Origin of the sequence: Terriglobus roseus (assembly GCF_900105625.1) — a bacterium.
In the GTDB taxonomy this organism is placed as follows: domain Bacteria; phylum Acidobacteriota; class Terriglobia; order Terriglobales; family Acidobacteriaceae; genus Terriglobus; species Terriglobus roseus_B.
The window spans coordinates 3,335,527-3,356,325 of sequence record NZ_FNSD01000001.1; the positions used below are offsets into that span (position 1 = coordinate 3,335,527).

Annotated in this window: 21 protein-coding genes; 10 read left to right on the forward strand and 11 right to left on the reverse strand. The window is 61.1% G+C overall.

Annotation, left to right across the window (positions count from 1 at the left end; genetic code table 11):
- Window positions 1-1,041, forward strand: a complete 1,041-nt coding sequence (locus BLW03_RS13760) for a metallophosphoesterase family protein (RefSeq protein WP_244502094.1) — start codon at window positions 1-3, stop codon at window positions 1,039-1,041.
- Window positions 1,042-1,198: 157 nt separating this feature from the next.
- On the opposite strand, the gene BLW03_RS20205 is transcribed toward BLW03_RS13760, so the two are convergent.
- Entirely contained in the window at window positions 1,199-1,828 is a 630-nt protein-coding gene (locus BLW03_RS20205) for a hypothetical protein (RefSeq protein WP_083350538.1), read from the reverse strand.
- A 197-nt stretch (window positions 1,829-2,025) separates the two neighbouring features.
- Here BLW03_RS20205 and BLW03_RS13770 point away from each other — a divergent pair, with 197 nt between their 5' ends.
- A complete protein-coding gene (locus BLW03_RS13770) occupies window positions 2,026-4,557 on the forward strand; it encodes a 2-oxoglutarate dehydrogenase E1 component (protein WP_074654593.1) in 2,532 nt (843 codons plus the stop codon).
- Between the two features lie 69 nt (window positions 4,558-4,626).
- On the opposite strand, the gene BLW03_RS13775 is transcribed toward BLW03_RS13770, so the two are convergent.
- Window positions 4,627-6,024, reverse strand: a complete 1,398-nt coding sequence (locus tag BLW03_RS13775) for an NAD-dependent succinate-semialdehyde dehydrogenase (RefSeq protein WP_074654594.1) — start codon at window positions 6,022-6,024, stop codon at window positions 4,627-4,629.
- Here BLW03_RS13775 and BLW03_RS21150 point away from each other — a divergent pair.
- Together BLW03_RS21150 and BLW03_RS13780 are read left to right on the forward strand one after the other, a co-directional pair.
- Complete coding sequence (locus tag BLW03_RS21150) at window positions 6,023-6,151, forward strand: hypothetical protein (RefSeq protein WP_280138033.1); 129 nt, start codon at window positions 6,023-6,025, stop codon at window positions 6,149-6,151. The genes BLW03_RS13775 and BLW03_RS21150 overlap by 2 nt on opposite strands.
- A 9-nt stretch (window positions 6,152-6,160) precedes the next feature.
- Window positions 6,161-7,195: a zinc-binding alcohol dehydrogenase family protein gene (locus tag BLW03_RS13780; RefSeq protein WP_074654595.1), complete on the forward strand. Its 1,035-nt coding sequence runs from the start codon at window positions 6,161-6,163 to the stop codon at window positions 7,193-7,195.
- A gap of 23 nt (window positions 7,196-7,218) precedes the next feature.
- Here BLW03_RS13780 and BLW03_RS13785 read toward each other — a convergent pair whose 3' ends face one another.
- The 6 genes from BLW03_RS13785 to BLW03_RS13810 form a co-directional block, all read right to left on the reverse strand.
- Window positions 7,219-8,985 carry an MFS transporter gene (locus tag BLW03_RS13785; RefSeq protein WP_083350539.1) on the reverse strand — a complete coding sequence of 589 codons (1,767 nt, stop codon included), beginning with the start codon at window positions 8,983-8,985 and terminating at the stop codon, window positions 7,219-7,221.
- A gap of 21 nt (window positions 8,986-9,006) precedes the next feature.
- The gene (locus tag BLW03_RS13790; RefSeq protein ID WP_244502095.1) at window positions 9,007-9,342 is read right to left on the reverse strand and encodes a phage holin family protein; all 336 of its coding nucleotides are present in this window, start codon (window positions 9,340-9,342) and stop codon (window positions 9,007-9,009) included.
- An 82-nt stretch (window positions 9,343-9,424) separates the two neighbouring features.
- Window positions 9,425-9,745, reverse strand: a complete 321-nt coding sequence (locus BLW03_RS13795; protein ID WP_074654596.1) for an Hpt domain-containing protein — start codon at window positions 9,743-9,745, stop codon at window positions 9,425-9,427.
- Window positions 9,746-9,792: 47 nt separating this feature from the next.
- Window positions 9,793-10,176 carry a response regulator gene (locus BLW03_RS13800; protein ID WP_074654597.1) on the reverse strand — a complete coding sequence of 128 codons (384 nt, stop codon included), beginning with the start codon at window positions 10,174-10,176 and terminating at the stop codon, window positions 9,793-9,795.
- A 176-nt stretch (window positions 10,177-10,352) separates the two neighbouring features.
- On the reverse strand, window positions 10,353-11,414 hold the full coding sequence (locus BLW03_RS13805; RefSeq protein ID WP_074654598.1) for a 1,9-bis(guanidino)-5-aza-nonane synthase: 1,062 nt from the start codon (window positions 11,412-11,414) through the stop codon (window positions 10,353-10,355).
- 91 nt (window positions 11,415-11,505) lie between these two features.
- Complete coding sequence (locus BLW03_RS13810) at window positions 11,506-12,963, reverse strand: GH1 family beta-glucosidase (RefSeq protein ID WP_074654599.1); 1,458 nt, start codon at window positions 12,961-12,963, stop codon at window positions 11,506-11,508.
- Window positions 12,964-13,063: 100 nt separating this feature from the next.
- Between BLW03_RS13810 and BLW03_RS13815 the strand changes: the two genes are divergently transcribed.
- Window positions 13,064-14,449: a nicotinate phosphoribosyltransferase gene (locus tag BLW03_RS13815; RefSeq protein WP_074654600.1), complete on the forward strand. Its 1,386-nt coding sequence runs from the start codon at window positions 13,064-13,066 to the stop codon at window positions 14,447-14,449.
- A 130-nt stretch (window positions 14,450-14,579) separates the two neighbouring features.
- Here BLW03_RS13815 and BLW03_RS13820 read toward each other — a convergent pair whose 3' ends face one another.
- Window positions 14,580-15,080 carry a DUF2062 domain-containing protein gene (locus BLW03_RS13820; RefSeq protein WP_074656027.1) on the reverse strand — a complete coding sequence of 167 codons (501 nt, stop codon included), beginning with the start codon at window positions 15,078-15,080 and terminating at the stop codon, window positions 14,580-14,582.
- 173 nt (window positions 15,081-15,253) lie between these two features.
- Here BLW03_RS13820 and BLW03_RS13825 point away from each other — a divergent pair, with 173 nt between their 5' ends.
- Both BLW03_RS13825 and BLW03_RS13830 read left to right on the forward strand, forming a co-directional pair.
- Window positions 15,254-16,054 (forward strand): GNAT family N-acetyltransferase, encoded by an 801-nt coding sequence (locus BLW03_RS13825; protein ID WP_074654601.1) that lies wholly within the window; start codon window positions 15,254-15,256, stop codon window positions 16,052-16,054.
- Between the two features lie 38 nt (window positions 16,055-16,092).
- Window positions 16,093-16,866 (forward strand): lysophospholipid acyltransferase family protein, encoded by a 774-nt coding sequence (locus BLW03_RS13830; RefSeq protein WP_074654602.1) that lies wholly within the window; start codon window positions 16,093-16,095, stop codon window positions 16,864-16,866.
- Here BLW03_RS13830 and udk read toward each other — a convergent pair.
- Both udk and BLW03_RS13840 read right to left on the reverse strand, forming a co-directional pair.
- The gene (gene udk / locus BLW03_RS13835) at window positions 16,825-17,484 is read right to left on the reverse strand and encodes a uridine kinase (protein ID WP_074654603.1); all 660 of its coding nucleotides are present in this window, start codon (window positions 17,482-17,484) and stop codon (window positions 16,825-16,827) included. The genes BLW03_RS13830 and udk overlap by 42 nt on opposite strands.
- 2 nt (window positions 17,485-17,486) lie before the next feature.
- Window positions 17,487-18,356 (reverse strand): purine-nucleoside phosphorylase, encoded by an 870-nt coding sequence (locus BLW03_RS13840; protein ID WP_074654604.1) that lies wholly within the window; start codon window positions 18,354-18,356, stop codon window positions 17,487-17,489.
- A 250-nt stretch (window positions 18,357-18,606) separates the two neighbouring features.
- Between BLW03_RS13840 and BLW03_RS13845 the strand changes: the two genes are divergently transcribed.
- The 3 genes from BLW03_RS13845 (at window position 18,607) to BLW03_RS13855 (ending at window position 20,788) form a co-directional block, all read left to right on the forward strand.
- Window positions 18,607-19,077 (forward strand): MaoC family dehydratase, encoded by a 471-nt coding sequence (locus BLW03_RS13845; protein WP_074654605.1) that lies wholly within the window; start codon window positions 18,607-18,609, stop codon window positions 19,075-19,077.
- A gap of 44 nt (window positions 19,078-19,121) precedes the next feature.
- Complete coding sequence (locus BLW03_RS13850; RefSeq protein WP_074654606.1) at window positions 19,122-20,198, forward strand: MBL fold metallo-hydrolase; 1,077 nt, start codon at window positions 19,122-19,124, stop codon at window positions 20,196-20,198.
- A gap of 86 nt (window positions 20,199-20,284) precedes the next feature.
- The gene (locus BLW03_RS13855) at window positions 20,285-20,788 is read left to right on the forward strand and encodes an Asp23/Gls24 family envelope stress response protein (RefSeq protein WP_074656028.1); all 504 of its coding nucleotides are present in this window, start codon (window positions 20,285-20,287) and stop codon (window positions 20,786-20,788) included.
- The last annotated feature ends 11 nt before the right edge of the window (window positions 20,789-20,799 follow it).

The following is a 20,799-nucleotide window of genomic DNA, read 5'->3' on the forward strand; positions in this document are numbered from 1 at the left end:
ATGACGTTCACTGTCGAGCGACGTCTCCCGCCACGGACGTCCTCGCCCCAACTCTGCAACGGCCCGGGCACTGCTGTACATTACGGCGGTATGGGTACGCTTTCACGACGCCACTTTCTTTCACTCGCTGCTGCCGCAGGTGCGGCCACGGCCGTGCCTCCTGCATCCTTGCTCGCGCAGCGTTCTTCGCAGGACTTCACCTTTCTGCACATTACCGACACGCATCTGCAGCCAGAGCTGCATGGCGTGGAAGGCTGCGCTATGGCCTTCAAGAAAGCGCGGACACTCCACGCAGACTTCGCGATTCAGGGTGGCGACCACATCTTCGACGCCCTCGCCGTCCCCGCCTCTCGCTCCACCGAGCTGTATCGCCTGTACGCAGAGACGGAGCAGCAGTTGAGCCTGAAGACCTATCACGCCATCGGCAACCATGATGTCGTGGGTCTTAACCCAAAGAGCGGCATGAGCCCAAAAGACGCGGGCTATGGCAAGGGATATTTTCAGGATCACATTGGCCCGCTCTATCAAAGCTTCGACCACAAGGGCGTGCACATCCTTGTGCTGGACTCCATCGGCATCACCCCGGACCGCAACTATTACGGCTTCATCGACGATGCGCAGATGGCCTGGTTGAAAGCCGACCTGGCAAAGCAATCGGCTTCCACGCCGATCATCATCACCACGCACATGCCTTTGGTCACATCCTTCGTGCAATACCTCGAGATGTCCTCACCGTTGGCTCCCCGCAACAGCCTGCAGGTATCTAACGCGCACCAGATCTTCCCTCTCCTGGAGGGTAGGAATGTTATCGGCGTGCTGCAGGGCCACACCCACGTGAACGAGCGCGTGGAGTGGAAGGGTGTGCAGTACCTGACCAGCGGGGCGGTCTGTGGCAACTGGTGGGAAGGGCAGCGACTGGGAATCCCAGAGGGCTTCACCGTCTGCACCGTGCGCAACGGGAAGCTGACGACACGGTATGAGACCTACGGCTTTCACGCAGAGCATCAGGGTGCGGAGCACGGCACCAAGCCCTCCGCGTAAACACCAACTGGCATGGGTCGCGGCAGATCTCCGCGCCCCATGCCAGTTCCATCTCAACCAGTGCCAATCGATCGATGGCCCTCTACGTGCGGCCCGCCTTCGAAGCTCTAAAACTGTGGCTTCAGCAGATGCATAACGGCGGTAGGTCGACCCGAAGTCAGGCGACTTCGGCCTTTGCTTCCTGGTAGTGCTCAATATGTTCGTAGATCTCGTTCGGGAACTTGAGGTTTCGATACAGATTGCCGCTGTCAGGATCAGCCGCATCGATGAACTGGAACTCCTGCTCGGCCTGCCACTGAATGAGTCGTTCGCGCTTGGGCGGTGTGTAGTCACGACCCTCCACCTGTTGCAGCATGGCCCGAGCCTGCGCCTCGGTGAAGTCCGGATCCTTCGTTAACCACGCGAGCACTTCGTCATGCGGCAGAAAGTGTCGAGCCACCATGGCGAAGACCAGACGACCGTAGTGACCCACATCGTTGCCTTCGACAAGCGCGTCCAGCAGCGTCGCCATCATGGGATCCTTGCGCAATTCGTGCTCGCCACCCTCATCCGCGGAGCCGCGCTCCAGCGGAGCCTCAGCAAGCGCGTCGCTGTTGCGAGCGGTGCTGGGCGATGGTGGCTGCTTCAGGTCCATCTCCGCAACGGAGTGCTGTGCCGTGTGCTGTGAAGCACGTAATTTTGCAAGCTCGGCCTCTGCCCGCTCCGCACGTTCGGTTGCGGCGCGCAGTGCCTGCTGGCTCTCGTCCTGAATCACCGGTTCTTCGAATTCGATTGTGCGTTCCTGCATGGCAGTCTCCCGTATTCGCTTTCTGTTCGCTCAAGTTGAGACGCGGGGGGTGGGCAAGATGTTGTCTTGCTATGCGGGAAGCGCCTCATCTGTACCGCCCCGGGATGGCCGAATAACGAACGTCGATACCGTAAATCGAACACGGAACGCTCCCCATGCGATAACGCGAAGGTCTATCCTTATTGACACGAGGAAGCATGGCGAACAGGGCGAAGTCAAACGGCAAGGCAACAGCAGCGGCGCAGACAGCAGCGCCAGCGATGGAAGAAACCGTGAGCAACCCGCAGTTACGAACCGAAGTCTTTGAAATCTTTCGGCGCTGGGGATACCTGCAGGCGACACTCGATCCGCTGAAGCAGTACCTTCCTGCAGAACCATTCCCCATCGAATTGCCCGAAGGATCGGACGCGATTGCCGAGGAAGCGCGCCGTTACTACTGCGGAAATATCGCGCTCGAGTTCTCTCACATTGCCTCGCCTGAAAAGCGCGAGTGGCTCCAGCAGAAGATGGAGCAGTTGCCGGTCGAGACACCGAAGCAGCAGGCTCACACGCTGACCGGCCTGATCAAGGCAGACATCTTTGAGCAGACTATTCAGCAGCGATACCTGGGCACCAAGCGCTTCTCGCTTGAGGGCCTGACGGCACTGATTCCTTACCTCGATCGTACGTTTGAAGTCAGTTCCGCACTTGGCGTTGAAGTCTGCCACTTTGCTATGAATCATCGTGGCCGTCTGAATGTGATGGTCAACACCGTCGGCCGTTCCGCAGCAGATATCTTTACCAAGTTTGAAGATGTCGATCCGCGCAGCCACCTCGGCGGCGGCGACGTGAAGTACCACCAGGGTGCGACGGGTACGTACACCGCTCCTGACGGCAAGACGGTCAAGCTTCACCTCGCTTCAAACCCATCGCATCTTGAAGCAGTGGATCCGGTCATCATGGGCCGCGCCCGTGCGCGGCAGGTCCGTCTGGGTGCCGATGGTCCGAAGAAGGTGTTGCCGATCATCATCCACGGCGACGCAGCGTTCGCCGGTCAGGGCATCTGGGCTGAGACGCTGGTGCTTGCGACCATCAATGGCTACACCGTTGGCGGCACCATCCAGATTGTCGTAAACAACCTGCTCGGCTTCACTGCAGAGCCGCTGGAATCGAATTCCTCACGCTTTGCGACGGACATGGCGAAGCGCCTGCCGATTCCTATCTTCCATGTGAACGCAGAGGATCCGGACGCAGTCGTTCGCGTGGCCGCAATCGCTGCGGAGTATCGCGCAACCTTCGCGTCCGATGTCGTTGTTGACCTCATCGGTTATCGCCGTCACGGCCACTCTGAAGTGGATGACCCAACGGTGACGCAGCCGCGCCGCTACGCGAAGATCAAGGAAACGGAACTGCTCTACAAGAGCTACGCCAAGCGCATCGGCGTGGATGCAGCACCGGAGATCAAGGCCACCAGCGACAAGTTCCTCGCGGACCAGGCGCTTGGCAAAGAAGCCCTGCATCCGCCCACACTGGCGGAACTGCCGGACTACTGGGATAAGTACAAGGGCGGCTATCTGCCCGCGATTGATCCGGCAGTCACTGGCCTGCCGGTGGATGAGATCAAGCGCCTTACGTCGCTGATTGTAAAGACGCCCGAGGGCTTCAACGTCCATCCCAAGGTCAAGGCTCTCCTGAAGCAGCGCGAAGAGATGGGCGCAGGCACGAAGCCATTCGACTTCGGTACGGCCGAGCTCGTTGCGTACGCCGCGTTGCTGGAAAAGGGTACCCCCGTACGTCTCTCCGGACAGGATTCGCAGCGCGGCACCTTCAACCAGCGCCATAGTTTCTTCACAGACGTTGAGACGGAAAAGCGCTGGTCACCGCTACAAAACATCAGCCCCAACCAGGGTCAGTTCGAAGCCTACAACTCCATGCTGAGCGAAGCGGGCGTACTCGGGTTCGAGTACGGCTACTCGCGCGACTTCCCGGAGACGTTGACGCTGTGGGAGGCGCAGTTCGGCGACTTCGCCAACGGCGCGCAGATCATCATCGACCAGTTCATCGCAGCCGGCGAAGCGAAGTGGCACTTGTACTCCGGCGTTGTAATGCTGCTGCCGCACGGCTACGAAGGCCAGGGGCCAGAACACTCCTCCGCGCGTATGGAGCGCTTCCTGCAGCTCTGCGCGACAGATAATATGTACGTCACGCAGCCCTCGAACGCTGCGCAATACTTCCACCTGCTGCGCCGTCAGGCACTCAGCGAATACCGCAAACCGCTCGTCGTTTTCACACCGAAGAGCATGCTGCGTCATCCGGATGCAGTCTCACCCATCGCAGACTTCGGTGCCGAGCACTTCCAGACCGTACTACCCGACATGGAAGCGAAAGACCCGAAACGCATCCTCGTCTGCAGCGGAAAGATCGGTCACAACCTGCGCGTGGAGCGTGCGAAGCGCGGCGATTACTCCAACGCAATCGTCTTCGTCGAGCAGCTCTACCCATGGCCGGAGGAAGCGCTTTCAAAGGCTCTCGCAATGTATCCGTCTGCGGAAGAAGTCGTCTTCGTGCAGGAGGAGCCGGCGAACATGGGCCCGCTCAGCTACGCGTATCCCTTGCTGAAGCGCACGGCAGGCAACCGCCGTGTGTTGCGTGTGTCGCGGTCCGCAGCAGCCAGTCCTGCGACGGGATCGGCAAAGGCGCACGAGCTCGAAGAGAAGATGCTGCTCGAACTCGCACTCGGCAAGAAGTAAGTCCAAGTCAGAAACGCAGACAGGCCGGGCGAAAGCCCGGCCTGTCTGCGTCTTCAACGAATTATCGCCTTACGTGCGATCGAACCAGACGGTCTGTGCGTTTGTGAATTCGCGCACACCGAAGTGCGACAGCTCGCGACCGTAGCCGCTGTGCTTCACGCCGCCAATCGGCACGCGTGGGTCGGACACGGGGATTGAGTTGAGGAAGAGGCCGCCTGCCTGCAACTGCCGCGCGAACTGCTTTGCAGCAGTGCGATCTTCCGTCCACAAAGAGGCGCACAGACCGAACTCGCTATCATTCGCCAGCGCCAGTGCCTCCGAGGCATCGCGCACGCTGATCAACGAAGCTACGGGGCCGAAGACCTCCTCGCGGAAGCACGTCATCGAGCGCGTTACATCCGCAAGGATGGTGGGAGCGTAAAAGTTACCTCGACCTTCCACGATGCCGCCGGCCAGCAGCGTTTTCGCTCCCTCTGCCTGTGATTGCCGTACCTGCTCTGCCATCGCGTCGCGCAGATCGAAGCGTGCCATGGGGCCAAGGTAGGTCTCATCTCGTGTCGGATCACCCATCACCAGCGCCTTGGTCTTTGTGACGAATCGATCCAGGAATTCGTCGGCGATGCTGGCGTGCAAAAGGATGCGTTTTGCCGCGATGCAAACCTGCCCGGTGTTCTGAAAGCGACCGGTGATTGCGGCGTCTGCAGCACGTTCGATATCGGCATCCGCAAGAACGATGAGAGGATCGGATCCGCCCATCTCTAACACTGACTTCTTGAGAGCACCACCCGCTTGCGCCGCAATGGCCGATCCCGCTCGCACGCTGCCCGTCACCATAACGCCTGCAATGCGTCGGTCGGCGATCGCGCGTGAGATACCCTCGTTGTCCGCGTGCAGCAAAGTAAAAGCCCCGTCGGGCAGCCCGGCCACGCGCCATGCATCTGCCAATAGATGCGCGCATAACATCACGTTCGGCGCGTGTTTCAGCACGTAGGCATTTCCGCTCAACAGCACGCCAACGGCGGACCGCATCACCTGCCAGTAAGGGAAGTTCCACGGCATCACGCCCAGCACGGAACCGAGCGGCAGATACGACACGTAGGCATTCGTGCCGATGCTGGTGGGTTCATCGGCCAACATCGCCTCGCCGTTTTGTGCGTACCAGTCGCACAGCGAAGCGCACTTTTCCACCTCTGCGCGAGCCTGCACGATAGGCTTGCCCATCTCCTGCGTGACGGTCTGCGCCATCGGTTCCAGGCGTGACCTGAGGACGGTTGCCATGCTCTGCAAAACGCCAAGACGCTGTGCAATCGGCATTGCAGACCAGACGACGAAGCCTGACTGGGATGCCTGCAGCAAGTGGTCGATGGCATCGCCTCTCAGGTAGGCGTGTCGCGCGATCTCCTCGCCGGTTGCAGGATTGATAGAGAAGGATGCGTCTGCGGCGGTGTAGGTGACGGAAGGTCGCATGCGCACCAGTCTAGAGCAGCAGCTCCGGTGTGGCGTGGCGGTGCGGCACGCGAAGGATGTTCGTGACGCCGTATGGCAGTGGAAGATGAATGGGATCCGACACAGCAGCGATCGCGGCTCCGTTTAGACTCAGTGCATGAAGGCTGTTGGCTACAAGGCACCCCTGCCCATCGACGATCCCGACGCTCTCCTCGACATCGAACTGGCCGAGCCGGTTGCGCGCGACCGCGACCTGCTGGTTGAGGTCAAAGCGATCTCGGTCAATCCAGTCGACACCAAGCAGCGCAAGAGCGCGAAGCCGGACGAGGGCCAGGAGTACAAGGTGCTCGGCTGGGACTGCGCTGGCGTTGTCGTCGGTGTGGGTAAGCTCACGTCCCTCTTCAAAAAGGGCGACGAGGTCTTCTATGCAGGCTGCATCGCTCGTCAGGGTGCGAACGCCCAGTTCCACACGGTGGATGAGCGCATCGTCGCGCACAAGCCAAAGAAGTTCAGCTTCGCCGAGGCGGCAGCGCTGCCGTTAACCTCTCTAACGGCATGGGAGATCCTCTTCGACCGCTTTGGTGTCGAGCAGCGTCGCATCAGCTACAACGCCACGCGTAAGGGATCGATCCTCATCATCGGCGCGGCGGGTGGCGTCGGTTCCATGCTCATGCAGATCGCTTCGCACCTGACTCCGCTGACCGTCGTCGCCACCGCATCCCGGCCGGAGACGACCGACTGGTGCCGCAGCATGGGCGCGCATTACGTCATCGATCATCACCGCGATATCCGTACGCAGATGCAGGAACTCGGTCTGGGCGAAGTCGAATACATCGCGCTTCTGTCAGCCACCGACACGCACTACCCGGGCATTGCAGAGTTGCTGGCGCCACAGGGCAAGATCGCAATCATCGACGATCCGCAGAAGCCGGTGGATGCACGTCCGCTGAAGCGCAAGAGCGGCTCCATTTGTTGGGAGTTCATGTTCACGCGGTCCTATTACGAGACGCCCGACATCCTGCGTCAGCATGACTCGCTGACTGAGGTGGCCAAGCTCATGGACCTCGGTTCCCTGAAGACGACACTCACCCAGAACTACGGAGCCATCAACGCGCAAAACCTGAAGATGGCGCACGCGTGGATCGAGAGCGGCCGCTCCATTGGCAAGATCGTCCTCGAAGGCTGGGAGTAGTTCCGGGCATTGACCTCGCCGGGCTACTCAGCCGCTTCGGGTGCGATCTCCTTCGCGTATACCTGGTGCGTCACGCGCGGTAGCTCGTCCGCTTTGTGCAGATCGCGCACTGCCTGCAGCAGTTCGAAGTCGGCCGTTGTCATGCGTTCGCGACTGCGAAGATAGTCCAGCCAGCTTTCCATCACGAAGGTCTCTTCCAATCGCTCGGCATCATTGCCGTCTCGGAACACACCCCATCGAATCGCGCCGGCGCGCAGACGGACATCGCGCAGCTTGTGCACCTTCATGACAAATTCGTTGTAATGCTCCACCGGCACAACGTAATCCACCAGGATACGTACCGGCCCATCCTGCGGCGCCGGTTCGATTTCCAGGTGCGGTACGGGGCGCTTCCATTGGTAGGGCGATAGGTCGGGCAGCGTGCCGCGCAACACGTGGAGGCGTAACGTCAGCGGCAGGCAGACGGCCATCATGCAGGCGCTGCTGGCCAGTGCGACAGTCACGCTGGTGTGTTCCGCAACTGCTCCCCATGCGATAGAGCCCAGCGCCAGGCCTCCCTGGAAGACCATCTGATACATGCCCAGCGCACGCGCCTGCACCCAGCCGGGTGAAGAGAGCTGCACACTGACATTCAATGTGGACATGGTGCTGGTCCAGGCGAATCCACCGGCGATCAGGAACAGGATGTCGAGCCACACAAAGTGCACATACGCCAGTACCAGCATGGTCGCGATGTACTGCAGGCTGGCGACTGCGAGGATACGATCCGCGCTGAAGCGCGCGCGAACCCGGGCCAGCATGACTGCCGCCACGACAGCGCCCAATCCCATGGATCCGTTCAGGATGCCGTAGCCCAGCGCACCGGAGATGCGTCCATGCTCGAACTCGCGTCGTGCGACAACCGACAGCAGCGACCAGACTGCTGCGACCGAGAAGGTGAAGAGAAACGACCGAAGGTAAACGGCCTGCAGCGCGGGCGCGTAGCGCAGATAGCGCAGGCCCGTTTCGACGGAGCCCATGATGCGCTCGGCCGGCAGTGCGGACTTGAAGAGCGGCTTCCGCTTCCAGACATACAACACCCAGATGACGGCAGCGAATGACCCCGCGTTCAGAGCAAAGACCCATCCAGCGCCCGTGCTCGCTTTCACGAAGGCTGCAACCATCAGGCCGCCCAGCGCAGGCCCTACGGCGCGAGCCAGGTTGTTGCTGGCGGCGGCGAGGGATACGGCATTCGGCAGCTGATCGCGTGGTACCAGCTCCGGCACAATCGCTTGCCATGCCGGGCTGTTCATCGCCGAACCGACGTTCATCAGGAAGGTCAGCGCTAACAGCATGACCGGGCTGATGACACCGAAGAGCGCCAGCACCGCCATCAGGGCGACAGCTGCCATCTGCCACGTCTGCCAGAAGATCAAGAGTCTGCGGCGCTCGAAGATATCGGCGGTCGCGCCTGCGAACAGGCCGAGCAACAGGACTGGCATGCTGGCTGCCGTCTGCATCAGCGCGATCAGCAGTGGCGACCCGGTCAGTGCGGTCATCAGCCAGGTTGCAGCAGTGTCCTGCATCCACGTACCCACACCAGAGACGGTGGAGGCGATCCAGCGGTCGCGGAAGAGTGGAATGGCAAGCGGTGCGAAGCCGTTGCTCTTACCGCCCGGCACTTCAGGCGGCTCGGGTACGTGCGCGGGTGTGCCTGCTGCGGTGACGGGAGCGGCAGCTACGGCCACAGCAGGCTTTACCACCGGCATGGGTGCTTCGTCGGTGTTGTCTTGGCCTGCTTCGGGATTCATGCTCTTATGCTACCCGGCACGCTAGACCAGGCTGCCGAGCAGGATGTTCACGACGGCGACGACCAGCGCGCAGAGAAAGGCCGCTGTAAAGTTCTTCACGGCAAAGCCACGCAGTACGCGGGAAACAATCCAGATCATGATCGCGTCGCAGATCAGGTACATCAGACCGGGCAAGAGCCATGTCAAAGGGAAGGCCAGTATGCGAATCAGGAAACCCAGTGTGGCGTTGAGCAAGCCGATCAACACGGCCGCAATCATGGCGATCCCAAAGCTCTCGATCTCGACGGTGGGCAGCAGGTAAGCCGCAATCACCAGCGAAAGCGCGCTGAGAATCCAGATAAGAAGAAGATGCAACATAAGCGGTTGGAGGGGGAGACGTCCGGACGGGTTGCGCGGAAGGCTTTTGTATCGGTCGGTACGTCTCAGGCAATCAGTCGTCTTAGGAGACTAGGCGTGGACTCATACAGGCAACCAGGGCGCTTACCTGTTCCTGCAGCCGTTCCGGCTGGGGCAGGCCGTCATTTTCCAGTGTCAACTCGATGGCGCGAGCATGGTCCGTGGCGTCGGAGAAGCCAAACATGCCGAGCGAGCCAGCCAGCTTGTGCGCAATGTCAAGCGCCTCTGCGCGCTGCTCCGGATCAAGCGTTCGAGAGGTTGCAAGATCATCCGCAGCCTGTTGCAACAGAGCCAGCCGCGCTCTGCACTGCGGAATGGACTTTTGCCAGATTGCGGCAATGGCGGCTTGGAGTTCGTCGGGCACACATCGAAAGATGGGGGACTGAGCCGCCGGGTTGCAGTGTCCGTAATTTATACCGCTACGGTATCCCAGTGAAGCACTTCCGCAATCTGCTGTGCCAGCGTCATCGGATCGAATGGCTTGAATAGAACGGCGGCCACGCCCAGGTCGGCGAAGCGGCGCTGGTCTACACCCTGTACCTTCGCCGTCAGAAGGATCACGGGGATGTGGGCGATCAACGGGTTCTTCTGCATCTCGCGGAAGGTCGTGGGGCCGTCCATCTCGGGCATCATCACGTCCATCAGGATCGCCTCTGGCTGCTCCGCGATTGCCGCGCGAATGCCGCTTGCACCCGAGCTGGCGGTGATGACCTCCCAACCTGCAGTTGCTTCCAGGGTTAGCGAGGCAACCTCGCGGATATCATCTTCATCGTCGATCAGCAAAATGCGGTGCATACAGGTCTCATCTTAGGACTTACCATCCATCGGCAGCGTACCGCTTCCGTGGGATGGCTTCTTCCATTTGGACCGATGGCCGATGTTACTAAAGTTTCACGCCAAAAAGGTGAAACGCCGGCAGGCCCTGCGGCCTGCCGGCATTCTTCTCCATGAGAGAAGGATCTGGTGAATCTTTATGCGGTAACGGGCTCCAGCAGCTGCGAGAAGTGCTTGCCGGTACGGGCGGCCTGGGCCTTCTTGTGGAAGGCATAGCCGGCAATCAGCGGCAGGGCAATCGTCGCCTCGCTGAACACCATCTGCTCCCACGTCAGGTCGACCTTGCCCCAGCTCGAAGCTTCCTTCAGCGTCGATCCGGAGAGGGCGCCGTCGCGAGCGTCGGCCACCGTGATCTGGATGGCGTACTTGTGCATGCTGGCTTCAACGCCCAGGATATCCGCAGCCACCACGATGTCCTGCGCAAAGTTCTTCGGAACACCGCCGCCAATCATCAGCAGGCCGGTCGTCGGGTTTTCCAGCTTCAACTGCGTCAGCTCGTAGAAGTCCTTGCCCGAGTCGATGGAGCACATGGGCTTGCCCTGGCGCGCATGCTGATGCGCCACGATGCCGAAGCCAAAGGAGCAATCCGAAAATGCCGGGCAGAAGATCGGCACGTCCAGCTCATAGCAGGCCAGCACGATGGAGTCGGCGTTGCCATTCTTCGGCGTACGGCCGTTGTCCGCCAGGTACTTGCCCATCTCGCGGATGTACTCACGCGACGAATAGACGCCGGGCTTCATGCCGTTGATGATCTGGTGCGTCGTCTCATCACAGACGCGCAGCTCTTCCTCATCGATGAAGGTGTCATAGATGCGATCGATCATCAGCTCGCGCAGCTCGGCATCACCCGCGCCGTACTTGTACTCTTCGCCGGCAACATAGTGGCGGTAGCCAAGGGCTTCAAAGAAATCCTGGTCGACGATGTTCGCGCCAGTGGAGACAATCGCGTCCACCATGTTGTTGCGCACCAGGTCGACAATGACCTTCTGCAGGCCCGCAGAGATCAGCGATCCGGCCAGGCAAAGGATCACGCCGCACTCGGTATCGCGCAGCATCATGTCGTAGATGGTCGCGGCACGAGCAAGGTCACGCGAAGAGTAGGCCATGGAGGCCATGGCATCGACCAGCGGCACGACATTGTGCTCGGTGATGTCGATGTGCTTGATGGGGGTCTGGAGGAGTTCCTGTTTCGTCGGCATATCAGTCCCGATTTTATCGCGTCCGCGCCTTTAACAACGCGGGTTTTGTGAAGATTCGGTGACCGGAGAACGAGCGGCCGGAATCAACGCGCTATAGCGAATTCTTCACAATCACGTTCTTATAAAACTCACTGCTTAACTTCGGCGTGCGCTTCTGTGTCTTAAAGTCCACATACGTGATCCCGAAGCGCTTGTCGTAGCCGTCGGCCCACTCGTAGTTATCCAGCAGACTCCAAAGGAAGTAGCCCTTTACGGGGACACCCTCGCTTGTCGCTCGCTGCAGATGCGTGAGGTAGTTGCGCAGGTACATGACGCGATCGGTGTCATAGATGTGGCCGTCACCCGCAACCGCATCCGCGGCGGAGCAGCCATTCTCCGTGATGTAGATCTCTTTCAAATTCCAGCACTCATTCGCCAGCCGCGGCGCCCAGTACAGCGCATCCGGGCCGATGGTCAGCCACGGGCTTTCCATGTGCGGATACGACGACGGATTCCCGACGATGTCGTACCCCTTCGCATTGTTGACGGCGCGCGCATAGGTGGCCGTGTAGATGTTCAGTCCCTGAAAGTCGAGCGGCGACCCGATCGCCTTCATCTCCTCCGGCGTGAACTTCGGAGCATCGGCACCCAGCGTTCGCAGGTACTGGTCGGTGTATTTTCCGGTACGCATTACGGTCAGGTAGCCGGCGTTCTCTTCGACGGTAGCCTTCTTCGCTGCCGCCACGTGTTCCGGCGAATCGAAGACCGGCACGATCGCCTGCAGGTTTTCCGCCGAACCCACCTTCGCGTGCGGAGCTGCTGCACGGATCGCCTGCACTGCAAGGCCGTGTCCCAGCACGGCATGGTGCCGCACCTGTGCCAGCTTGCCCCGGCCCAGCTTCAGGCCGGGCGCATGGATGCCGTTGCCATACCCCAGGTCAACGAACGTGCTGATCTCGTTCATGGTCATGAAGTGGGAACAGACATCCGCCAGCTTCCCCGCGGTGTAGCTCGCATAGTCAGCGAAGAGCTTCGCGGTGTCATGGTCCTGCCAACCGCCCTTGTCTTCCAGTGTCTGGGGCAGGTCCCAGTGGTACAGCGTGCACCAGGGTTCAATCCCGGCGGCATGCAGGGCCTGGCAGAAGGCCCGGTAGTGGTCGATGCCCTTCTGATTCGGCTGTCCCGCGCCATCGGGGAAGATGCGAGACCATGCCACCGAGAACCGGCAGGTCTTCAGGCCAAGATCCTTCATGAGCGCGATGTCTTCGGCGTAGCGGTGATAGCTGTCCGTTGCAACATCGCCGGTGTCGCCGTTATGCGTCTTGCCTGCGGTGTGGCTGAAGGTGTCCCAGATCGTCTTTCCGCGGCCGTCCTCGCCAACCGCCCCCTCCACCTGGTACGAGGCCGTAGCCGATCCCCAGAGGAAGCCGGCAGGAAAGCGGCGATCGCTCGTCGCGGAGGCTTTCGCGGTCGAAGGCGGTGCCCCGAACATTCGGAACGGCAGTGCGGCTGCGGCGCCAAAGGAGGAAGCGATCTGGACGAAGGTCCTGCGGGAGAAGCGAGACGGCATGAGGCATTTCCTCTACTGCTGATGGTAGCCTCAGGCGGCCGGATTTTTCGCGATGGGGATCTCAGTCCTGACCTCCCCTTGATACGCTCTTAGGAAGAGCATGATCATCAATTTCTCCGAGCGCGCGCATAACCATAACTGGGATCTGGATCCCATCGTGCGATCGCTGCTCGATACCGACTTCTACAAACTGCTGATGCTGCAGTTCATCTGGAAGCACTTTCGCAACACCCGCGTCACCTTCGGCCTGCGCAATCGCACGGCACGTTTCCGTCTCGGCGAAATGGTCCCCCGCGAAGCCGTCCTCGCACAGTTCGAACACGTACGCCGCCTGCGCTATCGCAAATCCGAGATGATCTGGCTGGCGGGCAACACCTTCTACGGCACCCGCGGCATCTTCGAACCGGCGTTCCTGGAATGGCTTGAGCGCGACTTCCGTCTCTCCGACTTCCACCTGTCCGAGCGTGATGGGCAGTTTGAGCTTGTCTTCGAAGGCACATGGGTCGAGGTCACCATGTGGGAGATTTACGCTCTCTCCATCCTGAACGAACTGAAGACCCGCGCCGCGTTGAAGGGCATGAGCGAGTTCGAACTCGACATTCTGTACGCACATGCGAAGACACGCCTCTGGGGCAAGATCGAAAGCCTCCGCGGAGTGCCGGGGCTGGCCGTTGCAGACTTCGGCACACGTCGTCGCCACTCCTTCCTGTGGCAGGAATTCGTCGTCGAGGCCATGCACAGTGAGTTGAAGGGCACTTTCACCGGCACGAGCAATACCTTCCTTGCCTACAAGCACGACATGGAGGCCATCGGCACCAACGCGCATGAACTGCCGATGGCGATGGCCGCGATGTCCACGAACGATGCACACCTGAAGACCGCTCAATACCGCATGCTGGAGCTCTGGCAGCAGACCTACGGCGGCTCGTTGCAGGTCATGTTGCCGGACACCTACGGCACCACGCAGTTCCTCGAAGGTGCGCCCGACTGGGTCGCCGACTGGACCGGTCAGCGTGTCGATTCCAAGGATCCATTCGTCGCCGGCGACGAGTACATCGCGTGGCTGGAGTCGCGCGGCAGAGACCCGAAGAGCAAGCTGCTGATTGCCAGTGACGGTCTCGATGTCAACGAAATTCTCAGCCTGCACGCCTACTTCTCCGGCATCGTGCAGCCCGGTGTCAGCGTTCGCGACTTCCGCAGTGCTCAGGATTTTCAGGACAGCCGCAAGTGGCGCCAGGAGCGTCGCATCCGCTTCTCCTCCGGCTGGGGCACGCTGCTTACCAACGACTTTCGCGGCTGCCATCCGCGCAATGAAGACGCGCTTGAGCCGATCTCGCTCGTCTGCAAACTCACCTCGGCCGATGGCAATCCCGCAGTCAAACTCTCGGACAACTACGAAAAGGCAAGCGGCCCGCCGAAGCTTGTCGAGCACTATCGCAAGGTTTTTGGCCTGGCAGGCGTTGCAAGAATCCCCGTGCTTGTCTGAAGCAGCCCGTGACGGGTGTGCCGCTGTCTTCGAAAGCCGTCACTTCCCGAAGCGATGAGAGCTCGTGGCCGTCGACCGGCGGGTGACCCGTTCATAACAGCCCTATCGTCATGAGTGGGGTCGCAGATATCTACCGCACAGCCATCCGGGGATGCCGCATCGCCCGCTCCAGCATGTGTCCGAGCAACATCGCCAGTGCCGGCATCAGCACGACCGCGAATCCAAGCCACACCACCAGCGCATGCCACTCCCACATCCACAGGGACCGCAACAGTTGCAGCGGATGCTCATGAATCAGCCGGAGCAAGTCGGCCTTCTCAAGCGGTAGTGCGCTGGTGCCGAAGAGCACCGTACCCGCATGGAGAAACGGCAGCAGTAAAAGGAGTTGGAAAGGGTATGCTCCGTGCACACCAATCTGCGACGCGGCATGCTTCAGCTTGAACAGGTGCGTCACTGCGACTGTGACTGCGGTCGTTGAACCAATGATCGGATTCATGCCAATCACAAAGCCCGCAGCAAGGCTCCACGCCAGCCGCTGCGGCGACGCGCCGAGCCGCAGCATACGCACCACCGGCGACACCAGATTCCGTCGGACCCACGTGTGGCGCTGATCTTCAAGCTTTGTGATCATCCTCGAACAGCCTACAGCGTGCGGCACCGTGGCAGTTGTCACGACATTGCAACCATCCTGTACACGCACTTTTACGGTGTGTTCGCAGTCTCGTTGCGAAGCCAGCGCAAACTCGGCAGCAGAAGCCATCCCCAACGCGCGTCTCAACCCGCGCAACGCCTGGAGCCGAAGCTATGCTGAACAGCGTTCTCACGCCGTCGCACCATTCGATACCGGTCACATTGGTCATGCCTCCCGCCGCACCTGCTGTCATCGCAGAGTGCGGGCACTATCAGGCAAGGCTGGCAGCCACGGAAGCGGAGCGGCTTGCGGCGTATCGACTGCGCTTTCTCGTCTTCAACCTGGAACTCGAAGAGGGCTTGGACTCGGCCTATGAGACCGGCTTCGATACGGACCACTTCGATGAGGTCTGCGATCACCTCATCGTGGAAGACAAGCGTACCGGCGCCATCGTCGGCACCTACCGCATGCAGTCTGGCGATACGGCAGCGCGTCACTTCGGTTATTACTCCGAGCAGGAGTTCGACTTCACACCATACGAGTCCATGCGCTCGCGCATCGTAGAACTGGGCCGCGCCTGTGTGCATCGCGATCACCGTACATCCGACGTGCTGAACCTATTGTGGAAGGGCATCATGCGGTACGCCGTGGCGCGCGGCAGCCGCTACCTGATGGGTTGCTGCTCGCTCACGTCCCAGTGCCCGCGGCAGGGCAGCGCAGTCTACGAATCGCTGCTCGCCTATCGCATCGAGTCATCCCTGATGACGGAACCAACCGCCATGTATGCGATGGAGTGCGTGCCGGATGCAGTGCTGGAGGAGGCCGAGGCGCCACGGTTGCTGCGTGCGTACCTCGCCGTCGGCGCGCGCATCTGCTCTACCCCGGCCATCGACCGATCCTTCAAGACCATCGACTTCCTAACCATGATCGATCTGGAGACGATGAACCCGCGCATCGCACGCCGGTACCTGTAACGCAGCTCACGAAAGATCAGGCAGGCAGGAACATCTTCATGACACTTGTACGTCTTGTCCGGATGCTGATCACCATGATCGCGGCGTGGGTGCATGGCTGCATCGCGCGGCCGCGCACCCTCGTCGAACGCGGCGCGTGGCGTGGCATGTGGGCCGGTCGCGTGTTGCGGTCGATGGGAATCTCGATGGTCATCGAGGGTTGCCCACCCGCCTCTGGCCTGGTCGTCTCCAATCACACGAGCTACGTAGATGTCCTCACACTGGGCTCGGTGCTGCCGGCGATCTTTGTCTCAAAGTCTGAGGTCCGGGGCTGGCCTTTGGTAGGGCCGCTCATCACACGGGGCGGCACCATCTTTCTGGAGCGAGGCCGGGCACGTGCTGCCGCCGAGGCCAATCGCGCTGTGGCGCAGACACTCGCGGAACGTGTCCCCGTGGTCATCTTCCCGGAAGGCACGACCACCGCAGGCGATCATGTGCTGCCGTTCCACGGTGCACTCTTCGAATCGGCGATGCGGCAGCACGCTCCGGTGTGGGCTGCCTCTGTCTCGTACAGCTTCGCGGACGGCAAGAGCGCTGCACGCACCGTCGCATACATTGATGACGACACGCTGCTGCCACATCTCTTCCGGCTGGCCGGCAGGAAGGGTCTCGTCGCTTCGGTGCGGTTTGCACCGCAGCCGATTCTTGCGCAGGACCGCGCCACGGCTGCGCAGGTGGCACGCACAGAAGTGCTCTCGCTCCTGCATCTTGCGGTCGCTGGCAGCGGGGAACTAGATCGCGCCGTCACTCAGCAGCAGACCGCGGCTGCGTAGGGACGCGATGACCAGTTCAATCGACCAGTCGAGTGCCTCGGTGCCTGCAACGGTGACATCGGCGGCCTCGCGCCCGGGCAGCACATACTGCTCTGCCATGGGCCGCGCATAGGTATTGAACTGCTCGATGACGCTCTCCTCCGTACGACCGCGCTCGCGGACATCCCGATGGATGCGACGCAGCAGGCACACGTCATGCGGCGCATCGACGTAGACGGTGAAGTCGTAAAGTGGCTGCAGGTCATCGTAGTGCAGCGCAAGGATGCCCTCAACGATGAGGAAGCGTGTCGCCGTGATGTGTTCCAGTACACCCGGCACGCGCGAATGCGTGTTGAAGTCATAGGTCGGACGGTCGATCGAGCCACCTTCGCGGAGCGTCTGCACATGCCGCACGATCATGTCGTGTTCCAGCGAGTCGGGATGATCAAAGTTGTAGTGATCGCGCTCGGCACGCGACAGGTGCGTGAGTTCCCGGTAGTAGAAGTCGAGCGGGAAGAGAACGGCATTCAACTGGTCCGCGAGTTCGCGTGCCAGTGTCGTCTTACCACTGCCGGAGCAGCCGCCCACGGCCAGCACCACCGGCCGGATTACGCCACTCAACGTAAGTTGTTCCGCCATGCCTAGGCAGCACCCTGCGATGCAGTCTGTGACCCAATCTGCGGGATCAATGCCTTCAACAGAGCACCAAAACGCTCCGCGGCACGCGCGCCGATCTCCATTACCTCAAGATGGTTGATGTTCTCGTTCGTCACGCCTGCTGCAGGATTCGTGACCAGTGACAGGCCGAGCACCTGCATGCCCATGTGACGGGCAACAATCACCTCATGCACCGTGCTCATGCCCACCAGGTCGGCGCCGAGTACGCGGAAGGCGCGGATCTCTGCCGGTGTCTCGTAGCTTGGTCCAAGCACGGCCAGGTAGACGCCCGTCTGCATTGACCAACCCTGCGTCGCGGCTTCCTTCTTCGCCAGCTCCAGCAGTGCTGGTGTGTAGGCGGTTGTCATATCGAAGAAGCGCAGACCGCTGCCTTCCGTAACGCTAAAGCGCGGCTCATTGGTGCCCAGTGCGGCGTTGGTGCCGGTCAGGTTGATGTGGTCGCTGATGCCGACAATAGACCCCGGGGCAAAGTCTGGCCGGATGCCGCCCGCGGCATTGGTCACGATCAAGGACGTCACGCCCAGCAGCCCCAGCACACGCGCCGGGAACGTGACCTCGTCCATGCGATAGCCCTCATAGGCGTGGACGCGGCCCTGCATCACGGCCACGGGCACCCCTGCGATGGTGCCCAGCACCATGCGTCCGCTGTGGCCCTCTACGGTGCTCTGCGGGAAGTGCGGAATCTGCGCATAAGGCACAGCAACGGCATCCTCGACACGGTCGGCGAAGTCGCCAAGGCCAGAGCCCAGGATGATGCCCAGACGTGGCCGGTGCGAGGTCTGCGCAGCGAGATAATCGGCAGCGGCACGTGCGCGCGTGTAAAGGTCGGTCATGGTCGCTACCCTCCGCGGGGAAGGGCTTTCCCCCTCGCAACAGTGAAACATAACGCGGCCGCGCCTTAACCGTATCTGCACGTTCCATCTGGCCGGATACCGGCTTCCTGCAACTCTAGTCGATGGAGCGTTTGGTAGACTTCGGTTCTTGCGTGCGGGGCGCTTTGCGTTACGGTGAACGTTGCGGACGCTTGTGATCTGCCCGCGCATCCGGCTCTTGCCGAATCCAGCTTGCACAGGAGTGCTACCCATGACCGATGAACTCTACTTCGAAGACTTTAAGATCGGCCACAAGTTCGCCTCTATGAGCAGCACCAAGGTCAGCGCGCAGGAGATCACGGAATTCGCGGAGAAATATGATCCGCAGCCCTTTCATCTGGACGAAGCCGCCGGCAAGAGCACCTTTTTCAAGGGACTGGCCGCCTCCGGTTGGCTCACGGCTGCCATCGTCATGCGCATGCGGGTCGAGAACATCAAGGTCCACGGCGGCATGATCGGAGCGGGCGTGGAAGAGATTCGCTGGACGGAGCCCGTCCGCCCCGGCGACACGCTCCGCACGGAGAGTGAAGTCATCGCCCTGCGAGTCTCGCGCAACCGCCCCGAGTATGGCCTGGTCACTATCTTCACGAACACCTTCAACCAGCGGGACGAAGTTGTGATGAAGAGCACGGTCAAATTCCTGGCGCCCAAGCGCGGCACGGTCGCTGGCGAACCAGCATAGTTACTACCTCGTAATCCACGTTAGCAATCGGTAAACTAGCACCCATGATGCGGATGACGGTTCTCGCCTCGGGGTCCAAAGGCAACAGCGCCGTGATCGCGTCGTCGAAGACACGCATTCTTGTGGACGCGGGCCTGTCCTGCCGGGAACTGATGCGGCGCATGGCCGCCGTGGGCGAAGACGCCCGGGCTCTGGACGCCATCCTGATCACGCATGAGCACGCCGACCATGTCAGCGGACTGCCCGTGATGGCTCGAAAGCTTGGCATTCCCGTCTATTTCACTGAAGCGACGCACCGCGCCTGGGTCCGGCAGATGACGCCTCGCACCACCATGAGCTACAAGCAGTGGATGGAGAAGGTCGCTCGCGAGAAGCAGGAGCGTCTGGAAGCGCAGGCCCTGGCTCACCAGATCGCCGCCACCATGCGGGATGAGGACGATCAGCCACTCGAAAACTTTCTGGCCACGGACGTCGACGTCGATGCTGCGGCGGCACACTTTGACGCGGATGTGGACGCCACCACCGATCCAGATGGTGCTCTTCGGGCCGCGGCAGAGGACGATCTTTGCGACGATCTGCCGGCTGAGACGAAGAAGGGCATCCGCGACGATCCATCCTTCCTGCCCGCAGTGGAGTACTTCCGCGCCGGCAGTCACCTTGCCATCGGCGACATCGATATCCTGCCCTTCACCATTCCGCATGACGCGGCCGATCCCTGCGGCTTCGTCTTCTCGGCCGAAGGGCTGCGTTTCGGGTACGCCACCGATCTTGGCTATGTTCCTGAAAACGTGAAGCTTGCGCTCAAAAACTGCGATGTCCTGCTGATCGAGTCAAACCATGATCTCGAGATGCTTCGCGACGGTCCGTATCCGTGGAGTGTCAAGCAGCGGGTGCTCTCCCGCGTCGGTCACCTTTCGAATACGGCTGCCGCGGAGTTCCTCACGCGCGATTACGATGGCGGCGCGCGTTACGTTGTCCTGGCGCATCTGTCGGAGAGCAACAATATGCCGGAACTGGCCCGCCTGGCTGCCGAGCAGGCCCTGGGCAACCGGTTGAGCCTGCTGGGGAACCGCGTGCTGCTTGCGCCACAATCTGCTCCCATGGAAAGCCTTTGTCTGTAAGGCGACGTTAACGCGTCGAGTTGTGCAGGTGATTGAATCGGCACTGGCTTCCGAGCATCGAACCTAATAAGATGGAAGTTGAACAGATGATGAATCAAGAGCCCACAGGATACGTGCACGACCTCCGCGCACACGGCTTTGCCGGGTCGCTGCTTGGCAGCGAAACGGGATGCTGTGACCAGGTCGTCGGCGACATCCTCTCCGGCTGGCGGTATGACGTCTCCTCGGTTTCGACCGAGGTACGCGGCGTCTATGAGACGCACCTTGCGGAGTGCTGGCACTGCCGCGCACGCCAGCGTCTTCACCGCACCATTGACGTGGTCCTGCTGTCGCTCTTCACGCTCTCGGCCTTTGCCTTCCTGCTGGCAACCATGATCGTCCACCGCGGCCCCTGGGCGCAGTTGACCTTTGCCGAACTGCACATGCGCCACCTGTCCATGGCCCTGACGCTCCAGACCATTTCGATTTCGGGTCTGATCGTTTCTGTCCTCATGTGGATTCTTGTCGCCATCGCCACGCCCGCGCCCGGCCTGATCTCGCACACCGTCCAGCAGCGCCGCCTTTCGCACGGCCGCGAGAGCGACCTGTAGCCGCGGCCGCA